Source organism: Candidatus Paceibacterota bacterium (genome assembly GCA_041666545.1).
Taxonomy (GTDB): Bacteria; Patescibacteriota; Minisyncoccia; order Phycocordibacterales; family JBAYGS01; genus JBAYGS01.
This window is the reverse complement of the sequence record JBAYGS010000004.1, coordinates 57,749-78,253: the sequence shown is the minus strand read 5'-3', so window position 1 is coordinate 78,253 and position 20,505 is coordinate 57,749. Positions and strand designations below refer to the sequence as shown.

At 43.5% G+C, this 20,505-nt stretch carries 19 protein-coding genes; 1 reads left to right on the top strand and 18 read right to left on the bottom strand.

The annotated features are described in order from the left end of the window. Positions 1-102: 102 nt before the first annotated feature. The 17 genes from WCT25_03895 to WCT25_03815 form a co-directional block, all read right to left on the bottom strand. Positions 103-828, bottom strand: a complete 726-nt coding sequence (locus tag WCT25_03895; GenBank protein MFA6536539.1) for an acylneuraminate cytidylyltransferase family protein — start codon at positions 826-828, stop codon at positions 103-105. 8 nt (positions 829-836) lie between these two features. Further along, positions 837-2,390, bottom strand: coding sequence for an N-acetylneuraminate synthase family protein (locus tag WCT25_03890; protein ID MFA6536538.1), 1,554 nt, complete (start codon positions 2,388-2,390; stop codon positions 837-839). A gap of 133 nt (positions 2,391-2,523) precedes the next feature. Further along, positions 2,524-3,558 carry a GNAT family N-acetyltransferase gene (locus WCT25_03885; GenBank protein MFA6536537.1) on the bottom strand — a complete coding sequence of 345 codons (1,035 nt, stop codon included), beginning with the start codon at positions 3,556-3,558 and terminating at the stop codon, positions 2,524-2,526. Between the two features lie 23 nt (positions 3,559-3,581). Next, a complete protein-coding gene (locus tag WCT25_03880) occupies positions 3,582-4,268 on the bottom strand; it encodes an SDR family oxidoreductase (GenBank protein MFA6536536.1) in 687 nt (228 codons plus the stop codon). A 1-nt stretch (position 4,269) separates the two neighbouring features. Continuing rightward, positions 4,270-4,713, bottom strand: a complete 444-nt coding sequence (locus WCT25_03875) for a MaoC family dehydratase (GenBank protein MFA6536535.1) — start codon at positions 4,711-4,713, stop codon at positions 4,270-4,272. Position 4,714: 1 nt separating this feature from the next. Next, entirely contained in the window at positions 4,715-4,948 is a 234-nt protein-coding gene (locus WCT25_03870) for an acyl carrier protein (protein MFA6536534.1), read from the bottom strand. Positions 4,949-4,965: 17 nt separating this feature from the next. Continuing rightward, positions 4,966-6,591 (bottom strand): HAD-IIIC family phosphatase, encoded by a 1,626-nt coding sequence (locus WCT25_03865; protein ID MFA6536533.1) that lies wholly within the window; start codon positions 6,589-6,591, stop codon positions 4,966-4,968. A gap of 4 nt (positions 6,592-6,595) precedes the next feature. Beyond that, positions 6,596-6,925, bottom strand: coding sequence for a 4'-phosphopantetheinyl transferase superfamily protein (locus tag WCT25_03860; protein MFA6536532.1), 330 nt, complete (start codon positions 6,923-6,925; stop codon positions 6,596-6,598). Beyond that, positions 6,922-7,887 carry a polysaccharide deacetylase family protein gene (locus tag WCT25_03855; GenBank protein MFA6536531.1) on the bottom strand — a complete coding sequence of 322 codons (966 nt, stop codon included), beginning with the start codon at positions 7,885-7,887 and terminating at the stop codon, positions 6,922-6,924. The genes WCT25_03860 and WCT25_03855 overlap by 4 nt, the downstream gene beginning before the upstream one ends. Before the next feature lie 39 nt (positions 7,888-7,926). After that, complete coding sequence (locus WCT25_03850) at positions 7,927-8,652, bottom strand: hypothetical protein (GenBank protein ID MFA6536530.1); 726 nt, start codon at positions 8,650-8,652, stop codon at positions 7,927-7,929. 28 nt (positions 8,653-8,680) lie between these two features. After that, positions 8,681-9,412, bottom strand: coding sequence for an acylneuraminate cytidylyltransferase family protein (locus tag WCT25_03845; protein MFA6536529.1), 732 nt, complete (start codon positions 9,410-9,412; stop codon positions 8,681-8,683). 6 nt (positions 9,413-9,418) lie between these two features. Then, positions 9,419-10,591: a UDP-N-acetylglucosamine 2-epimerase gene (gene neuC / locus WCT25_03840; protein MFA6536528.1), complete on the bottom strand. Its 1,173-nt coding sequence runs from the start codon at positions 10,589-10,591 to the stop codon at positions 9,419-9,421. A gap of 5 nt (positions 10,592-10,596) precedes the next feature. Then, positions 10,597-11,706, bottom strand: coding sequence for an N-acetylneuraminate synthase family protein (locus tag WCT25_03835; GenBank protein MFA6536527.1), 1,110 nt, complete (start codon positions 11,704-11,706; stop codon positions 10,597-10,599). Positions 11,707-11,732: 26 nt separating this feature from the next. Further along, a complete protein-coding gene (locus WCT25_03830) occupies positions 11,733-13,061 on the bottom strand; it encodes a hypothetical protein (GenBank protein MFA6536526.1) in 1,329 nt (442 codons plus the stop codon). A gap of 176 nt (positions 13,062-13,237) precedes the next feature. Then, positions 13,238-14,023 (bottom strand): class I SAM-dependent methyltransferase, encoded by a 786-nt coding sequence (locus WCT25_03825; GenBank protein MFA6536525.1) that lies wholly within the window; start codon positions 14,021-14,023, stop codon positions 13,238-13,240. 86 nt (positions 14,024-14,109) lie between these two features. Next, positions 14,110-15,501, bottom strand: a complete 1,392-nt coding sequence (locus WCT25_03820; protein ID MFA6536524.1) for an oligosaccharide flippase family protein — start codon at positions 15,499-15,501, stop codon at positions 14,110-14,112. Between the two features lie 135 nt (positions 15,502-15,636). After that, positions 15,637-16,380 (bottom strand): class I SAM-dependent methyltransferase, encoded by a 744-nt coding sequence (locus tag WCT25_03815; GenBank protein MFA6536523.1) that lies wholly within the window; start codon positions 16,378-16,380, stop codon positions 15,637-15,639. Positions 16,381-16,601: 221 nt separating this feature from the next. Between WCT25_03815 and WCT25_03810 the strand changes: the two genes are divergently transcribed. Continuing rightward, positions 16,602-18,596, top strand: a complete 1,995-nt coding sequence (locus tag WCT25_03810; GenBank protein ID MFA6536522.1) for a hypothetical protein — start codon at positions 16,602-16,604, stop codon at positions 18,594-18,596. Here the strand turns inward: WCT25_03810 and asnB are convergent. Next, positions 18,593-20,473, bottom strand: a complete 1,881-nt coding sequence (asnB, locus tag WCT25_03805; GenBank protein ID MFA6536521.1) for an asparagine synthase (glutamine-hydrolyzing) — start codon at positions 20,471-20,473, stop codon at positions 18,593-18,595. The two genes, WCT25_03810 and asnB, sit on opposite strands and share 4 nt — an antisense overlap. Between the last annotated feature and the right edge of the window lie 32 nt (positions 20,474-20,505).

Sequence of the window (20,505 nt, the reverse complement as noted above, 5' to 3'; positions counted from 1 at the left end):
TTTGTTGAATTTCTTATCAAAGTCCATTGACCAAACCCGATGTCGGGTCTGGAAATCTATTTAAGGACTAACATATCTTTAATGTTTTGTAAAGAAATCTGATTACTTAGTGAATTCGGCTGAATGCTTTTTCATCAATTCTTCAGCCAATAAAAAATCAATCGAGGTGTCAATGTTAACCGATTCCCAGTCCTCCATTGTATAGCCGAGAATTTTTTTGCCAGTCATAGTTTTTTTTTCCAGAATTGTCTCCGGCCAAAAGGCGTTCATGCAACCATTATTCTGGTACACCAAAGGAAAAGACTGCCTTGGCGCATCCCAGGAATCCTTAAATCCACTTTCCTCTTCACTGTAAAGAGGGTTTAGGAAACCGACATTAAGCTTCCACATTTTGTAGGGGTGTTTCGCTGCCTTGGCCACAGCCCGAACAGAATCAGCTTTCGCTTTACCAGCCCTGCTCAAGAGCTCAATTCCCTCCCTGATACGAGCCGAATTTCTTAAAGGTGCAGTTGCCCTTAAATCAACTATCATATCTGGCAAATCATTTTTAGATTTCAAGGTTTCTAGATGGTGTCTAAAGACCGGCAAATCTAAAGTTAAATCTTCGGCCAACTCTTTTGGCCTCATGAAAATTTCTGCACCATATTTTTTAGACACTTCAGCAATCTCCTCATCATCAGTATTCACGATCACCTTGCTAATTTCTGGCACAGCTTTTGCCGCCTCAATCGTCCAAGCGATTAAAGGCTTGCCATTCAACAATTTAACATTCTTGCCCGGCACACCTTTGGAACCACCTCTGGCCGGTATGATAGCGTAAATCTTCATGATTTCATCTAATCCGGTAAGTCATCGAATTGGTGTCGGCCCCAATTTAGAAGCTTAGTTTTGCGCATTTCGCGAGGCTTCTCGGCAATATCTTTATCGACATAGTAGGAATCGCCGGAAGTTTCGAGGCTGGTAGTGGAAATTTCTTCGAAAATGACACCAGTATCAGTTTTAAAACTGTGCCAAACTCCGCGCGGTACCCAAAGGGTATCGCCAGGATAAAGAGTGTAATTTTTCCCCTCAACATTAGCCTCCATTGAACCGTGGAGAATCTGGAAAGTCTCATCCTTAACTTTGTGGTAATGAATTGGATGGAACTGGCCCGCAAACTGAATAATCAATTTCTTGGCATATTCTCGATTGATACAGTCGACAATAATACAGCCGGTCTCATTGAATTTCTCCAGGCCATAGTGGTGAGAAATTTCTACCTTAAAGTCATGACTCAAAGGAATTTTCGCCTCGTTGAGCATTCCCTTGGCGGCGTGGATGGCTGAATAGATAATATCTTTTTTGCTCGGTCGTGGCGGTTCAACTATGGCGCTAATTGGCTCACCGACTTTGTAATTTTTGTCAGCCACTAAATTATTATTAAATCGCCCGCTTCGAAGTTGTTCGTGAGAAAGATATGGCATGGCAAAGAAAACATCTTCCCTCTTAATCGGACTGCCGGCCTTGATTTCTTTTTTGGCGTAAACTCCGCGCATCAAAGACCGCAAGTCAGCAATTTCTTCCGGTGGCACTTGTCGCTCATTGTTATCACCGCAAGAAGCCAGAGCTTGCTTGTAAGCTTTGACCCAATTTCGAGTTTCATTCGGATTAGATGAATAAGCATTGAGCTTGATCGAGTCAGTCGGCACTCCGACATGCTTTTCAAAAATTCGAGCACCTTTGGCATAGGCAAGACCGATGACAGAAGTATTATCCGGAGCCTCATGGGTAGAAAAACCGACTGTGAGATGCGGGTAGCGACGCTTCATAATCTCAATCTGGTTGAGATGAAGTTTTTCGCTCGGAGTCGGATAAATCGCCACGCAATGCATCATGGCAAAGTCGGCACCACGATGTTCAAAAAATGAGACAACTCGGTCGACTTCTTTAATAGTTAACCCACCAACGGAAACTATAATCGGCTTGCCAACTTCGGCAATCTTAGCCAGTAACGGCCAATCATGAGCCGAGCAACTGGCAACCTTCATAATTTCAATCCCAAGTCGGTTCATAGTCTCAACCGAATCCTCATCAAAAGGAGTGGCCATGGTAATCAAACCGTTCCTCCTGGTCTCATCAACCAATTCTCTAAACTGGACTTCGGAAAGCTTGGTCGACATGAAACGCGGAATATGCTTAACATCAGTCCGATTTTTATAGTCCGGGTGGATAAAAGTATCAAGGTTCCTAAACTGCAATTTTACCGAAGCTTTCAGGTCAAATTCCTTGGCAATTTTCCCCATTTCCTGGATAATTTTCTTGCCATGTTCGACCGACCCTTGGTGGTTATTGGCCATCTCAAAGGTGAAGAGATTATTGAAATCAAACTTATTTTTTAGGTCCGCAGGCATTTTCGTACTCTATATTATTTTGGTAAAAAGTCAAACCACTTTCTCCGTCTATATGAAACTATAACGACTTCCGGTCTCTAAATATTACAGAATTCTACCACACCGTCTTCTCCAAATCCCGAGCGACCGGCAATCAGTGTGGATTGGGACGATCTTGGTCGCTGTCCCCTTTGGTTAAATACATATCCTGAATCGGGGCCTGAATATCGCAAGCGATATTGATATTAAATTTTGAATAAGAAATCGGATTAAAACGGACTGGAAATTTTGAAAAATCTGTCCCAGACACATCGAAAAACCCTGCCACTTTTAGAGAATCTTGATAAAGCTGTCCAGAAAACATAAAATCGGCCGCCTGTGCCCCGGCCGTTCTAGCCAGATCCAAAAACTTCTTCAAGAGTGAGACTTCCGCAACTTCATTAGAAACAAAATCAATAATACGGGCAATTTTAAAGTCTTCAACCTCTTCAAATCGATAAATCAGAAAACCAAGCAACTTGCCATCTTCGCGCGCCTCTAAAAATTGATAATCAAAAAATGGATGGCCGAGATATCGCCACTTCAGATATTCAGAGCCTCTCTCAATGGTGACCGAATACCTGTCCCGAACAGTCTGCCAGAACTCGTCAACATCTTTAGAAATTTTTTGGACAACTGTCACTTTAATATTGACACTGCCCAGCGCCTTTTTTCGCCCAAAAGATGAAGCTAGCGGCTTAAGGTGACTCATCAACTTATGAGGAGCGAGAACTGAGAAAAATCTAAAAAGATCTCCGGACCCTGTCCAATTAGCTCGCAAGTGCTCATAGAGACTCTGGGCGGTGTCATTATAGCCGGAAACTAGAATACAATTGGGTGTGCTAAAAACCTGTTGTGCCAGTCTTGGACCGACACCGGCCCGCCGATATTTTGGAGCCGCAAAAAAATTCATGACCACCCTAACCTCCTTGGTCTCTCCATAAATTTTATAGGGAAAATCTTTATAGCCCAGAAAACCGACAATCTCTTCGCGAACCTTTGCTAACAGCAAAGCACCACTGCCACTGTATTGCCAATCCAAAAACTTCTCATCACCTAAAATATATTTAGATTGAAAAGTCTGCCCGACAAAATCGCGCAGTTTTTGGTAATCATTTTTTTGATACCCGATCAGATTGATATCGTCCATATATTTGTCCAAACACCAAAAACCTACGGCAAGACTACGATATTTTCACCATTCACATCTTGAGAAAAATTTTTCACCTGAGCAAGAACTGCCTCGGCCACATCGGAAGGAGTGACTAAACGGGAAGAAGGGCTTTGCGCCTCAAGAATCTCAATCATTTTGGCCGGCATTGTTTTGGTAAAATCATTTTTCACGAGACTTGGGGAAACGGCACTAACCGTCACACCAAAACGACCATGTTCCTTGGCCAGAGCCTTAGTGAGACCGAGCAGGGCATATTTGGCAGTGACATAGTCTGCCATATGGCTTGGTGGCACGCCCTCCACTGCGGAAGTAATAATATTGACTATTTTACCAAACTTTCGCTTAGCCATCTCAGGTAAAACAAATTGCGAAGCAATAACTGCCGATTTGAGTTGAATATTTAGATGATTCAGGAAATCGTCCCACGTCTTTTTATCAAACGCTGAAAGCGTAAGCGGCGCGCTTACGGAATTTACTAGAATATCGATCCGGCCGAATTTACTGACGACGTGTCCCAATAGCCTCAGTAATTCACCATCCTTGGCAAGATCGGCGGAATATTCACCGGCTTTTCGTCCATGTTTTATAACTACCATTCCTTCTTTCTCTAAAGCCTCGGCAATCGCCCCGCCAAGGCTACCGGTCCCGCCCAAAACTACTGCAATTTTATTTTTTAATTCAGACATATTATTCTCTAACCTTAACTCTGGCCGTGCCACTGACCGCCACTTCGCCCTTCTGATTTTTAATTTCCGTTTGCAGGGTGATTATCTTTAAAGCATCGGTTTTGGAAGTAATCCTGCCTTCGACAAAAACTGTCTCACCAATTAAAACCGGTTTTACAAATTTAAGGTCTTGAGATAGGTAAAGTGCCTTTTCACCTGGGACCAACATTCCAATTAAGGTAGAGAAGAGCGAGCCCAAGAACATGCCATGAACAATCCTCTCACCGAATTCGGATGACTTGGCATAAGTAGGATCGGTATGGAGCGGACTATAATCACCCGAGAGATCAGCAAAACCTTTAACGTCCACCTCTTCGATTTTCCGTTCAAAAGAAAACTCATCACCAATCTTGAGATCTTGATAGGAAAACTTATTTAAATTGATTTTTAAATTTTTATCAGGCATTTTAATCAAGCTTAACACCTTGCCGTTTAAGCGCTTTTTTAATATCGCCGACATTTTTCACTGCCACCACTTCGTCAATGGTAAACTTAACCTCAAAACCTTTTTCCAATTCCGTGATTAAAAGTAGCCCATTAAACGAATCCCAGCTCGGAGTATTCTCCGGACTAGTCAAATCCGTGATACTGTTCGGATCAATTTCCAAGACTTTAGCCAAAATTTGATTTAATTTTTCCATATTAAATAGGCCGTAAATTACAGATCTTCGCTTTCAGATACCGTCACTCTAACATAATTCGGAACAATGCACTTCTTGGACAAATCGTACTCATATGACTCTCTGGTTGCATCCTTTCCGACCAACTCAAAACCTGACTGGGCGAGAAAGGTCTCCGCCGGCAGATTTTTTTTGGTTCTGATAAATTCGGCTGAAACGACTTTAAGATCTGATTTTTGAGCTTCAGTTAGAACCTGCGCCAAAAGAGCCGTCTCGACGCCACGCCCCAAAACTCGGCAGCTAAGCATAAAGTTGTCTAAATGGCCCTTGGCCGAATCAAACATGGCCAGACCAACTATCCCGTAATCACCGAAGACATCCTTAACCTGAAGAGACCAAATTTTCCAACCGGTTTCAAGAAACTTTCTAATTTCTGACTCAGAATATCTGCGAGTGGTTAAATTAAATTGATTGGTTTTCTGAGTCAGCTGACTGGCACGGCCAAGATTACTATCGGAGACCGGCGAAATCGAAACCTCCATATTTAATTTTCGCAAAAAATCTTCTTGGTCCGGCACAGCTTGTTTCAATTCTTTACGCCGCCGCTCCTCGACATACATTTCGCCCCGGCGCACATCTTCCCTGGTCAGATTAAACGAGTGGAAACCGACGTAATCAAAAACCGAATCCGGATGCATTACCGCAACTTCCGGCAAATTCGATCTCACTAGTCCGAGATTAAGTGGATCATCATCAATAAAAGCAAAACTAGCGGTTCCCAGAGACATCTCCTCGCTAAGCTCAATTAAATTTGAATCTTTATTATTCCAGTTAATCCGCCAAGCGGCAAAATGATCCCGACGCAAAATCATCTCTGGATGATTATCAATTACCTCAAAAGCATCTTCCGGATTATTTTTGCTGTTAATCGCCAGGACTACACCCCGCTTATAGAGTCCGAGCAGATGTTCCTGGAGCTTTTGGTTTGGCACGACTTTTCGCGGCCCATCCTCACCAGCCACGCCGGTCCAGAGGGTATTGTCTAAATCAACTACCAGGCATTTCTTGTTGTTGCCGGCCGATGCCACCGCGTAAGCCAAGAGGGACTCAGCAAGAACCGGAAACGCTTGTGGCGCCAACCGCAGATCACCCAAGTCTTTGAATTTGGTATACCAATTTCCCGCACGACCAATTTTGTCCAAAAAAGATTCGAAGTCAAAAATGTGCAGCCTCTCCCTGCCCCGGTTTTCCCCGCCCGCCAAAACCAGAATTACTTCTGCCTCAGTCTTCTCCTTTAAGGTTTCGACCAGCTGAGCCAAATGGCCATCACCGAGAAAATCTTTCTGCTCCGCCAAAATGTAAACAATGTCCGGATTAAACTTATAAAGTTCGCTTGCTTGATTTAAAATTTCCTGACTAATCTGCGCGTAAGGAGCAGTGTAAGTGCTGATCTTTAAATTATGAAAAACACCTCGAACCTGAAACACCTCCGGTAATCCTTGAATCGTGTAACTGCTCAAAAAAGCGGCTTTGATCTGGCGAAAATAAAACGGAAATTCACCGGCGGGCACTATCTCCTTTGAAATCTTTAAATAGTCAGCCACCGTAGCAGTCCGACTGGAAATTAATTCTCCGATCTTCATTTGTAAATCACGAAAAGACATAAGCCTATTTTTTAGTCGAGGCTAGAACAAACGCAATCGCCAACCCCTGATCATGAGAAAGGCTCAGTTTAGAACCTTTTAAATTAAGTTTCGGAGCCCCCAGTTTATCATGGCGAACCTCAAACTTACGATAATTCTCCACTCCTACCAAACCGGTAGCTTTCATCGCCGCTTCCTTGGCGGCGAAGATGCCGGCCAAGTGCGAAGCAGATAAGCCATCCTTGAAAGCATACTCCCACTCTAACATCGAAAAAACTCTTGACCAGTGTTTATAGTCGTGAGCCTTGATTTTATGGAATTTTTTGATTGCGACCAAATCAACGCCGATATTCATTGGTTTATATATTTCTTTAAATCGTTAGTATCGTAACGGGGTATCAAAAAAGAATCGTCTTTTGATGAAACTGAACGTGGCTCGATTGTCACACCGTATTTTAAACCGGCCTTAACAATCACATCGCGAATCCGTTCGTCAAAACGGCCATGCGGATAAGAAATCACCGTCGGCCGTCGACCCAACAATTTATGTAAGATCGAGTTGGCAGTTTCGAGATCGGCCGTTAGGGCTTCGACTGAAACCTGCTCCAGAGAACCGTGCTCATGGGTATGATTTTCAATAAAAAAACCCCGACTGGCCAGATCGCTGATTTCCGCCTCTTTCATAAAAAGCATCTGATTAACGGTCGACTCATCAAGCCCAAATTTGTCAAAAGCCTCAATTAAAAAAGCGTCACGAACTTCCGACGGAACAACAATCAAAGTCTCTTTGAAGTTGGCATCAAGCAAGCTGTCATATTTACGCCGCATTGTGATGCGTCGATCTTTAGGAATAAAATGCTGTGCCTCTAGATCAGGATAGGTCCTGATCAAAAACTCGTTGAACATATCAATCAGTTTCTCGGTTGAAGCAGCCGAAAGCACCACGTGAATTTTATGGGCTGAAGGAACCGTCCCGGAAAAGGTACTGGTGATAACAAAAAAAGTCGCTGTCGCCCCGTACTTTTCCAAAATCGGTGCCGCATATTGAAATTGGTTTTGCAGACCGTCATCAAAAGTTATGGCACAGAACCGACTCGGATTACCGGCAACCGTCGGCTTGGCACCACGACTGACATCCAAACGCGTAGCTTCCAGCACCTCCCCTACCGAGACTATTTTGTAATTTTCGGACAAGAATTTTACTTGCCTCTCAAATTCTTTTGGCGTGCAGGGATGAACACCGGAAAGATCATCTCGCGGATCCTCCACATAATGATAATTGACGATGATATGATTTTCGTCTGTCGAAAGAGACATAATAAATTTTAACTCTAAACCAACCGGCTGCAGGTAAGCCTACTTGGACTTAGATCTACGTGATTTAGCTTTGACAAACTCGGCATTTTCTTTGACCAATCGCTTGGCAGAGGTAGATTTTAGCAACTCAGCATTGGCGATGACACAGTGACCGCCCACTCCCCCCGGCACATGCGACAAAACATACTTTTGATACTCCGGCCGACCCAAGATTCGATAGCCGGCGTTATAGCTTTGATTGGCCTTAGTATAGACAACATCAAAATCAACCGAATTGTCTTCGCAAAATTTATGGATTTCTTTTTCCAAAATGATGTTGAGACCGTAGATCGTGGTATCCCAAAGCTTCATCGCTTCAGTCGTCTCGGCCTTCGGGGTGCAGAGAATTTTTACTCCGACGCGATCGAAAATTTCTGCGGCCAATCTCGCTTTGGGTCCGCCGAAAAACTTGGGAAAAATTTTCAAACTCTTAGCCAAATGGGGATGGATACCCCTCACTGGAGAGTGGACGGCTTTAAGTTTATCCGACGTCCCCAGTGGAACTGTTGAGTGGATAATTGTCAGACTCGGTTTAAACTGTTTTTGATACTTCTGTACGCTTTTCACAAAATCCCTATTGTAAGGAAAGCAGATGTGCAAATTTAGGTATCTCTTTTGGCTGACCGAATTCTTAGTCGGATCGATATCAAAAATTTCCGATCCTTTTAAGATGCTATTGATAGCCGACCCGACTTCGCCCCCTCCGACAACAAGGTTATCTTTCATAGAAATCGATTTTAGCAGAAATTTTAGATTAAGTCCTGAGGCGCTCTCCTTGAAACTTTTTGAGCTTATACTCCGCCACCAGAAAATCTTCCTGGGAATCGATATCAACGACAAATTCCGAATCAACCACAAAACCGGCAATATTATCGCCGTACAAGCGGTTCTTAACCATAATCGTGTCACGCTTCATCGCGTAAGCATCACTGCTTCGTTTGTAGGCTTTGGGGAAATCTTGGCGCCTCAAACCTTCCGGCTCCGGCAGACAAAAAGGAATCACTTTGCCATTTTCAAATTTTTTAATTTTAATCGGATGATTAGATCGGACTTCGGCAATTGAAACTGCGCTGTCGGCGCCTGACTTAATCAGCTCATCGAGAGTGCCATCAATTATCTCGACAGTTTTCAAAGGTGAGGTTGGTTGCAAAATGACAATGTAATCAAACTTAAGTCCTTCGCGCTGCTCCATAAAGTTGATAGCGTGCTGCATAACCGGCAACTGTGGCGTGTCATCTTTGGCCAATTCGGCCGGACGTAAAAATGGCACCTCGACTCCATATTTTTTAGAGATGGCGGCAATTTTTTTATCATCAGTAGAAACAATCAGATGACTGATCAACTGGCTTTTCTTAGCCGCCTCGATAGTATAAGCAATCATCGGCTTACCGGCCAATTTTTTAATATTTTTCCCAGGCAAACCTTTAGACTGGCCCCTAGCCGGAATAACACCGAGAATATTGTATTTTTTCCTGTCTTGATTCATTTTAATCTACTCAAATTTCTTTTGAACATATAGCTTAGCTGTAGCAATTTTTTCCGCAATTTTTTTAGCGGTATCTTCACCCTTGTAGATATCGGAAACTGGGTAACGGCCATTTTTTACCTGGTTTTTTATAGCCTCAACAATCTTCGCTTCATTATAACCAACCTTCACGACATTACTTGAACTCAAGCGTCCATTCTGCCTGGTGCCAACATCAATTACCGGCACACCCAAAAAAGATGTTTCTTTGATGCCGGCGGAAGAATTGCCAACCAGACAACTGGTTCGTCTCAGTAGCCAGATAAAGTCTTTAGGTGGCAGGTAACGCATAAATCTGATTCGATGATCTTTAACATGCTCTTTGAAGACTCTGAGTTCATGAGAGATCTGTTCCGCACCGGCGTCAAAATTGGGCCAAAACCAAATCGTCGGCATCTTGGTTTTATGAACGGCATTTAGAAGAGTCCTGACATTCTCTCCGATTTTATCAAGTTCGGTCGTGACCGGATGATACATCACCATCAGAAATTCTTTGCTCGGATCAAGCTTGGCTCCGCTACCGGTCTCCTCCAAATTAACTCGGTCAGCCTTGAGGGGCATTTTACTCACCACTTCAACCTCCGGACTGCCGAAGTTGAAAACGTAATCCTTATTCTCGCCCATCCTGATAACGCGCTCCTTGGCCTCATCGTTGGTGGTGAAATGGATATGAGACAGCTTGGTAATCGCGTGCCTCAAGCTCTCATCAATCGTGCCCGACACATCTCCACCTTCGATGTGAGCGATTGGAATATTCATATTGGCTGCCGCGATTGCGGCGGCGAAAATCTCGAACCGATCACCCCTAATTACAACCATGTCCGGTTTGATATGGTTGTAAATGCTGGCAAATTCGATTACCCCAAGACCGATTGTTTTTGTTTTAACAATCGCATCATCGCCCTCCAAATTAAAGTGAAGCTCATAAATGTTTTTATAGCCGTCCTGTTCCAAGATTTTCCGAACATAAGCCGAGCTCGCAGAATATTTGCTCAAGATGGCAGTGCCACCGACAATTATGTAAAGTTCCACATCTTTACGAGTTCGGAGCTCCTCCAAAATCAGGATGCTTCTGGAATAATGAATAAAGCTCGTAATGACGAAACAAACTTTTCTTTTAGGAGTTATGGTCTTCTTCATTGTTTTTAATTTAAATTTTCAGCTTTAATCGGATTAAGTTTTTTAATTCCGCAGTTAGCTTTCTTGCCGACAACTTTGGTCAAATCTTCTGACGGAATTCCTCCCAGCAAAAGCGCCGGTCTCATGGCCAAAATATTATCCAAAGTAATCACTTCACCTTTTTTGATATCACGCGCCGCGACAAAAGCTTTTCGAAAAAATGGACGGAATTCGCTGGTCGCGCCAGCCAACTCTTTGCCTTTGGAACCGTAAAAATCTCCGACCTCGAGCTTCTTCGTTCCGCTACGGATCTCTTCAACCAGTTCGCGTAACTCAGCAAAGGTTAAAGAGGCCTTGTGGTCCGGTCCCCAATGGTCTCTGGAATACGAGACATGCTTTTCAATTAAACTAGCACCTAGTGCGACCGCAGAAAGAGCGATGTCATGATTATCAACCGAATGATCCGAAAAGCCAATCTGCAAGTCTGGGTATTTTTCCTTCAAAAATTCAATCGTGCCAAGATTGAAAGCTTCTTTTGGCGCCGGATATTTGCTGACACAGTACATGATTACAGGCCTAACTCCCTTAGCCCTGATATAACTTACCACCTTATCCAACTCTTTCAAACTGACCATACCGGTCGAAATAATAATCGGCTTATTAAACTTGGCCAATTCGTCGATCATCAAAAAATCAGTCACATCGCCGGATCCGATCTTCCAAAAAGGCAGACTGAGGTCTGCAACCTTCCGCACTGCCCCACGCGACATCGGAGTGATAAAAAACTGAATTCCCAGATGATCGGCATAGTTTTTGATTTCCCGCCAAAATTCTATCGGAGTAAGCCGACTATTCCTCAGGACCCAATTGTAACGATCCGCACCGTTGAAATGTGGCGAAAAAATCTTCTCCGGTATCTGCTCATCTTCAAAATGGTGGGTCTGAAATTTAACCGCATCGGCACCGGCCTCATAAGACTCTCGGATCAAATCTTTGGCCCGCTTAAGATAAGTCTCTGGAGACTCATCCTGTTCAGAAATTATAAAATTTTTGCCAATTTCAGCAATGACAAAAGCGCCGCTTCGGCCAGGCTTCGGTACAATTTTTGACGACGATTTACCGGTTTTTGAGGGCATCTAAATATTAGAATGCAAAAAGGCTATTATGTCAAGCAGGACTTCACAAAATCGGCCATTCGCTTGCCAGCCAAGCCATCCTTAAATTGGCACTGCCGAGCCACCAGATTATCACGATTACCCCGATTTTCATCTGGACTCTTAATATAACCCTTTATGAGCTCAATCATTTCCTCCTTTGAGCTTGCCAAATCAATCGCCCCTGTCTTGAGCGCCTTTTGATAATGGGTCATGGGATAAAACGCTGTAGGTGTTTTAATCATCAAACTCGAGGCCCGAGTTATGAAATTTATATTAATGATGGGTTTTTCAAAGATACTGGCATCAATTGAGATACTGGAGGCATAGCAAATTACCAACTCTGAGTATTTGAGAGTTTCCTTGAGCGACATGATATCTGCAAAACTCATATCCCAGTCGCTCCCCCGCTTCGAAGAGAAACGGATTCCCGGAGCATAAAAATGAAGATCTTTTCTCTTGTCAGACTCAGCTTTGTTTACAAAATCATTTGGTGGAAACCGGACAAAGAGCTCGAGACCGGAGCCAAACTGTCCTTGCTTTATTGATTCCGTCAAAAGATCAATAATCGCCCAATCGTCATTACTATAGACACTGCCAACCGGAGCGTAGAAAATAAACCTCTCATCTTTGGTAAGACCGATACTATTCAAAAACTCCTCTCGAGTCCGGAGCTTTGGCACCTCAATCTTGAAAGTCTCTTTGATTATTTCAAGAGCCGAGTCATCAAAGAAATAATCGTATTGAGGGATTCCGGATACGTAAACGTCTTGAGCCTTCACATCATCATTTTCGATGAGCTCAGTCTTAACGATCTCATTGTAAGTTATAAACTTATCGACTAGAACACGGAAAGCGTTTCTGGCTGTGACTTTGTCCCAAGTATTAATGAAGCAAACAGTCTTCACGCCTTCAGCTTTGGCCCGCTTGACCAAATGGACCTCAATCTCTTCAAACAACTGGGCGCAAATAATCAAACTCGGCTGGTATTTTTTAAAATACTTTTTAAAAGTCCGATCTTTTATTAGCCGGCTATCGAGGAAACGGATGACGACTCTCATGAGTCGCCGTGCCAATACTCGATGAAGCAAAAGCTTAAAATAATAGGCAAAAAATTGACCGTCGCGCTCTTTGACCATCTTAGCTCGCAAATCCGTAGTTTCAGTCCAAATCTGATAAAACTTCAGAGTCGCAAAAATTTTTTCCGGCCAAACTGTTTTAGGAAAATCGACGGCCTCAAAAAACAGCCTCGGATGTTTGAAGAGCTTTTCATAGCCAATCTTCCTCTCGTCATTTTTAACAAAACAGACAATTTTAATATCCTGGCCGGACAGCAAATGACTAACAAAGGGAGACCGCAGCAGATTTTTCCCCTCGATCCCTTCAAATAGAGTTAAAAATACGACTCTCTGATGCATCGTTAAATTAGCGTTAGCTTAGTTCAATCTGTACAACAGCATTTCCACCCAAATTGTCACAGCCGAGCGTTCCGATACGGCCATTCTGACAGAAACTAGTCCAGACGGAAATGATAAAAGCCGGTAGCTCCATTGTGCTTCAACTCACCCTCGAGTTCTGACACATGACTATCCAACCATTTGATAAATGTATCAATGCCGGTTTTGGAGGCGCCTTTTAAAGGTTTGAGCACGTTTGGCAGGCGCCGAGTAAAATCTTTGATGAGTTTTTTTCCATGACCCCAGTCATGCTCCAAGGTCTTCCAGCTTAAAAACATCTTAAGCAGCTTAGACCACTTCTCAAATTCAACGGGAGTAAAATAATGGATATCGGCCAGAGTGATTTCGGCATCAAAAAGGTCCTTGAGCGCGAGCAGAATATATCCCCTCGGATTTGACCAGTTCGGGCAAGTGACAATAATCGAGCCTTTCGGTGCCAACATCTTCTTGAGCTTTTTAAGGAGCTTCAAGGGATCATCAATGTGCTCCAGGACTCCAACCACTGTTATGACATCAAAAGAACCGGAAATCTTATTAATATCCTCGCAACGATAGGCTAAATTGTCAGAATGGTAATTCGCGTTGGCAACTTCAATCGCCGATGCCGAATAATCGATCGCTACTACTTTCTCTGCCCCTTCCTTAGCAACCAGAAACGCCAGCTCCCCTGTGCCGCAACCAACATCGAGCACTTTCTTGCCTGACCAAGACACCTCGCCAAGGATTGCCTTTTTCTCCTCGGTAATCTTGTCTCCCAAAAGCAGTTTGCTGTAGTGTTTCTTCTCGCCTTTCAAGTAGACCTTGTCGTAAAAATTTTTTAATTTGGAATTCGTTCTGGCCATATTAATTATGTACTAATTATAATTGTGATGATTATTATATAACGAAGCTACACTATACGATTTTACGGTCCCGACTACAAGTGGCCTCAAACCCCGGAAATCTTGTCGAGGAAAGCCTGTCGAAAGTGCCGCCACACATTTTGATAAATTTTACTGTCCTCCTCGGTCCAACGGAACAGGGTACGAAAAGAAAATGGTCTGACAAAACCGGTTTTAACCAGATAGATGAACCGGCCAGCATCGGTGATAAAGTCGGCCGAGACTGAAGCTACCGCCATGCCCATAAGCCCCCAAAAAGGCAGGAAGAGGAGCATCAAGCTGATTCCGACGACATTGTCAAAAATCATCTGATAGAAAATGAAGCGCTGTCGGCGTTTTGCCACCAGGAAAACGGCCAAGAGTTTAACGAAAGCAAAAATTGGCACGCCCAAAATCAAAACTGAGAAAATCGGAATTGAGGCGCTGAATTTTGGGAAAAACAAATAAATTGCGACGGGATAAAAAATCAGTCCCGCCACACTGACGACGAGCGACATCAGAGTGTAGTGCTTGGTCCCATGCCGAAACAAATAATCAGAATACTTCCGATCGGCCGCCTTGCGCGGAATGAGAGTCGTCAAAGTTCTGATTGGCAGCAAGTCCTTGAGAATCGAAATAGCCGTATTGGCAACACCGAAGATGCCGACTGCCTCAGTGTTCAAGAAGAGCTTAATGACAAATGGGCTTACTTTGCCGGTCAAACCTTTAAAAAGCAGCTGTGGAACTTCCCAGAAACCGTAGGTCCGGATGACTGGTACAAACATTTGTCCCGGATCAGGAGTTAAGTGGCGCCACGGTGCAAACGCTCGGCGCAAAGCCGGTGAAAATACCAAAATAGATATGATCGGGGCCGCCACTAGCGAAAAAATCACATTGGTAAGAGATAGGTTTGAGAAAAAGTAAAAATAAACCAGAAATACAAGCTGTATCGACTTTTGCGTAGTCGGCATAATCGCCAAAGTTTTAAAATCCAATCGCAAATTTAGGGCCAGTCGGAATAAATTTGAAGCGGCGTCGACGATAAAAAGCAAAGAGAGAATCCTGATCCAAACTATGGCTTCCGGCCCATAGCGGGTAAAGAAGATTGGCGCAAAGAAAAAGATGCCGAGAAAAGGGATAAGCGCCATCAAGAGACGGAATCTGGCATACTCAAAATAAAGTTTCTTAGCTTGAGCCTCCTTACCTTGTCCAACCAAAAGGATGACATCGTTGCCGGAAACTGTGGCGAACAAATCTAGAAAGACATCGGAAAGTATCGCGTAGGAAGTCAAAAGCAACTGATAAACGCCGTACTGATAAATCGACAACGCCCGGAGTACAAAAAAAGAATCGGCGGCACTTACCCCTTTTTTGACATAACTCCAAAAGCCCATCTGAACCTCGCCGGTCACAAAGGCTTTTGGAATACTGATGTTATCTGGCACTGAAGGATTGGCCATTTAATCGGTTTAACTTAAACTCCCGTTTGAGAACAAATTATAGCAACAATTATAGTAACCGCCTAAATTGGCAGCTCACGTGGTTAAAATGATAACAAGCATCTCTTGTTGGATATTACACCGGGACTAATTGACCTATCTTTTCTTAACCAGGACGGTACCGATCGAAACCCCGAAAGGCAGTCGGAAATACCTCAAGAGAAAAGCTTCGGACAAGAACACCTTTTTCAAGATCTCATTGAGCAGCTTTGGTGGGTTCGAAACTTCGTATTGGGAAAGGCCCTTGGGCTCAAATACTCCTAAAGCAATTTTAATCAATGCAATTGCCGGGAAAAATATGGTATTAAAATAAGTCAGTCTTTTAACCTCAAACCGTTGACTGACCAAATCTCGCAACCGCCCTGCAGTGAATCGACATTTATGATGTGACCTTTCATCGCTTTTGCTCCAGAGAAAATTATAAGCCGGCACAGTCAAAACAACCGTACCATCATCTTTGAGGACTCGGTCAATCTCATTTAAAACCGCGTTGGGGTTATCGACGTGTTCAATTACATCTAAGATGAAAACCAGGGCGAAAACTTTATCTGGAAAAGGCAGCTTTTCGGCATCGGCGACTGCCACCAAACTTTTGGGATTATTTTTCCGGCAAAAATAAATTGCCTCCTCGCTCTTATCGACTCCCGCGACTGAACCATAGCGACCGAGAAAATCCAACTCTTGGCCGGTCCCGCAGCCGACAGACAAGACTCGCTTTTTGGACAGATCTCCTGGAATTAAAAAAGGGTGAAGAATCGTGGAAATAATTTTTCTCCGGCCGGCATACCACCAATTGTCATTGCCAATTTTATCAAATTCTCGGTATAGGCCTATATCCATTTGGGATTCACACTTACGAGCTAAGCTAAATTAGTAAAAAATCTAAACACTTAAGATAAAACAGTCCGCTCTTTGATGTAATAGTGTAGCATGCACCAAACTCCAAATCCATTTAGTTAAGTATCGACCAAAAACGACCGCTCGGCCGAGTACCCGTCTACCATTACCATTACCTTTAAACCCTGATATACTTTGCATTGTTTAATTAAAGACCGAAAGCCATGCGCGCATACTTAAAAAGACACCGGATAGCGATAATTCTGGCCATCGCGCTTGGTGTAATCCAAGTCTTACCTAATCTAGTTTTATACCGCGACTACGCAACTTCAGGTAGCCGGTACATACCAACCACCATCAATCTTGATGAAAGGCACTTCACGACCCCAAGGGTGCGCGAAGTCTTTTTTAACGGCTATCCAACCGGCGATGCGGCGACTTACGAACATACCGATTCGCCGACTTTTATGCCGCCCTTGCCACACATCATTGTCGGCTACATTTCTAAATTATTCAACCGAATTGATTTCGGATTTACCGCCAGTGATTTTATCTTCCCGGCGATTATCTTTTTCATATTCTATGTGATACTTTTTGAGATTACAAAATCGAAACTATATTCAATATTCGGCGCCGCCATCATGTGCGTTTTACCTCGATATCTGGCCTTTTTCCCACCCTATAACGAATACTACTTGTCTTGGTTTTGGAATCAAATCTCCAATATCCCCGGCCGCTTGCCTCTTGATAGATTTGAAGACCCGCAATTAACCTTGCCATTCTTTTCAGCTTTTCTATATTTTTTCGTCAGATTTCTGAAGAGAAACGGCGAAAAACTAATAGTGGTTCTGCTTGGTATCACCTTCGGTCTTTTGTTTTATGTCTACTTTTACTATTACGTCTACGCAGCGCTAGGAATATTTTTTGCCTTAGTAATTCTTTTAGCCAAGAAGGAGTTCGCTTTAGCCAAAAAACTTTTTTACGCCGCCACAACCGGCACAATCATCTCAATATTCTACTGGCTAAACTTTTGGCGACTTACAAGGCTACCAACATATCAAGATGTCGTCTCAAGGCTGGGTCCGGAACACTCTAAAGAATTCTTCCTTTACCCGCGAGTTTTGTTTTTCTATGCTCAGCAGGGCTTGCTGGCACTCATCTCTTACTTCAGTTGGAAAAAAATCGGCGGCAGTTTTAAAACCGGAATTTTTTTCGCCAGTTTGCTTTTGCCGGTCTTTATAGTTTACAACATTCAAATAATTACAGGCTTCAATCCTCAACCGGACCACTGGATCAAACCGGAACAGGTAATAATCTCGATTACTCTACTGTCCCTTTCCATTTTATTCGCTCGCAAATACAGATCTTTCATTTGGAATCCGGTCTTCAGTTTCACTAAAATTTTAGGCACCGCAATCATAATTGCCACCATCTTGATCTGGAAAGCTAGCGGCACTTCTGACCTAGGAGTCAAGATTCAGGCCTTCGTGATTGCCATCGGCTTGCCGGTATTAACAATCGCCCTGTATCTCCTCCGAAAATATTTTGGGGTCTCTCTCGACAAAATCGTCGGCTGGTTTTTGATTGTGGCGACTCTGGCGATTTTTCTAAAGGCCTCCTTAATTCAAAGACAATTTTACTTGGACAATCTTACGACCGATGTTGCAACTTCAGAGATAAAAGCCATCGACTGGCTTTCTAAAAATACCGACCGTTCGGCCGTAGTCGCTTCACCGTCTTTTATGACCAACACCTATATCATGAACTTCGGGACGAACAAAATCTTGCAACCAAACTGCCTGCTCACGACGTCCCCGATTAAAGAAATCTTGGACAGATTTTACTTGACCAATGCTCTCTTTGGAATTTCGAAAAGTCAGCTTAGAGCGAATTATTTCCCCGATCATCAACCAACAAAATATGACGAAGCCGGCATCTCTTATCTTTTTGGTGACAAATACAGGGCGACTGAAGGCGGATCAATTTTCACCAACGGAGGATTTAACGCCATTACTATCCCGACCAATGACATCGATAAAATCGATCAGGATTATAACCCGGACGTGATTATGCGACAGGCCAAATCATACCGAGTCGATTATCTCTATCTCGGGCCACGGGAAAAGGCTCTATCAGTAAGCCTGGATAAACGGCTCAGCCTAAAGATAGTTTACGACGCAGACGGCATTCAGATCTACCAACTGGAGCAAAGCAATTAAGCTTTGAGCCACTCTTTACGCCACAACTCAAAAACCAACAGTGTCCAAAGTAATTTACGGTTATCTTTCTTGCCGGATAAATGATCGTCTATTAGTTTTTTTATGAAACTATAGTTGAAAATTTTTCCTTCGTTAATTGACTCCTCACTCAAAGTCTCGAGCATAAAATCTTTCAGCTCGCCTCGAAGCCATTTGGCAATCGGGATGCCAAAGCCTTTTTTGGGTCGATAAACCACCTCATCGGGCAACTTACCTTCCATCAGTTTCTTCAAGAGATACTTAGTATTGAAACCCTTCATTTTCAAATCTGTCGGTAGCGAAGCGGCAAAATCAACCAGCCGGTAGTCGAGGAACGGCGCGCGAAGCTCGAGAGATGCCATCATGCTCGCCCGATCTTTAATCGCCAAAACCCCATCAGCCAAATAAGTCCTCAAATAAAAATCTCCAACCTGATCGAGTTCACCGGCTCCTTTAATCGGATCTCGATACTTATCGACGAAGGAAAACTCTGAGCCGGGTTCGATTTGACTCAGAAAATCTTCGTGCAACAATCCCCGCTTCTCTTCGGGTGTAAACGAACCGACCCAAATCAGCTGCTCATACTTTTTTGGGTAATGAAGACCCGTGAAAAAACGCTTCAGTTTATAGTCTAAAGTAATATTATTGAAGGAAGTCGGAAGCAGGCCGACCGTCGGTTCCAAAAGCGACCGCCTTAAACTCTCCGGAATCTTTCTAAACCAATCAGAAATCTTGGCCGATTGAAAAGTCGGGTAACCGAAAAATATTTCATCACCCCCGTCACCGGCGAGAGCAACTGTCACATTTTCTCTGGCAAATTTCGACAAGAGATAATTGGGAAAGAGCGCCGCATCGGAGACCGGTTCATCAATCAATTTGGCAACCTGCGGAATCAGGTCCTGCATCTCCTTGGCCGAAAAATTTTTGTTCTGATGCAAAGTTCCGAGATAATCGGCGGTCAGGCTACTCCACTCCGATTCGTCGAAAGATTTATCATCAAAACCGATCGAAAAAGTTCGCGCCTGCTGGCTGCCAAACTTCATCGCATAATGCGCTACAGCGCCAGAATCAAGTCCACCGCTTAAAAATATTCCGAGCGACACATCCGAAACTAAACGCTTTTTGACCGCATCACCGAGCAAAAAATCCAACTTTTCCAAATATTCCGTTTCGCTCAAACGCGGCTCATCTTTATTGTACTTTAAAAAATAAAATTGCAATTCCCATTTACCTGATCGGTCGAAGGAAATCGCCGTTCCGGGCTCAACTTTAAAAATATTCTGATAGATGGTTCTCGGCGACGGCACAAACTCGTGCGTCAAATACAGATTAAGCGAAGTGGCGTCGAGTTTGGGATTTCTGATCAGTGGGTGCTTGAGAAGAGCCTTGAGCTCAGAACCGAAAATTACCGTCCCCTCTCGTTCGGCATAATAAAGCGGTTTTTTGCCGAATCGATCACGGGCGATCACCAACTTATTTTTCTTTAAATCATAGACGGCAATGGCAAACATGCCATTTAGCCTCTCAAAACACTTTTCCCCGACTTCCTCATAAAGGTGGATGATAACTTCCGTGTCAGTTTTGGTCACAAAGCGATGACGCTTCTCCAAGTCGTTGCGTAAATCTTGGAAATTATAAATTTCACCATTAAAAATAACCGCTACATCTTTCGTCTCGTTCCAAATCGGCTGATTGCCACCGCGGACGTCAATAATGGCCAACCGTCTGAAACCGAGACCGATTTTGCCATTTTCGAAATACAGTCCTTCCGAGTCCGGACCACGATGAATAAGCGTGTCATTCATCGCCTGAAGATCAGCCTTTGAACCTTGTCCATAGAAGCCAGTTATGCCGCACATAATTATTAATTTAGAATTATATCTCAACTAAA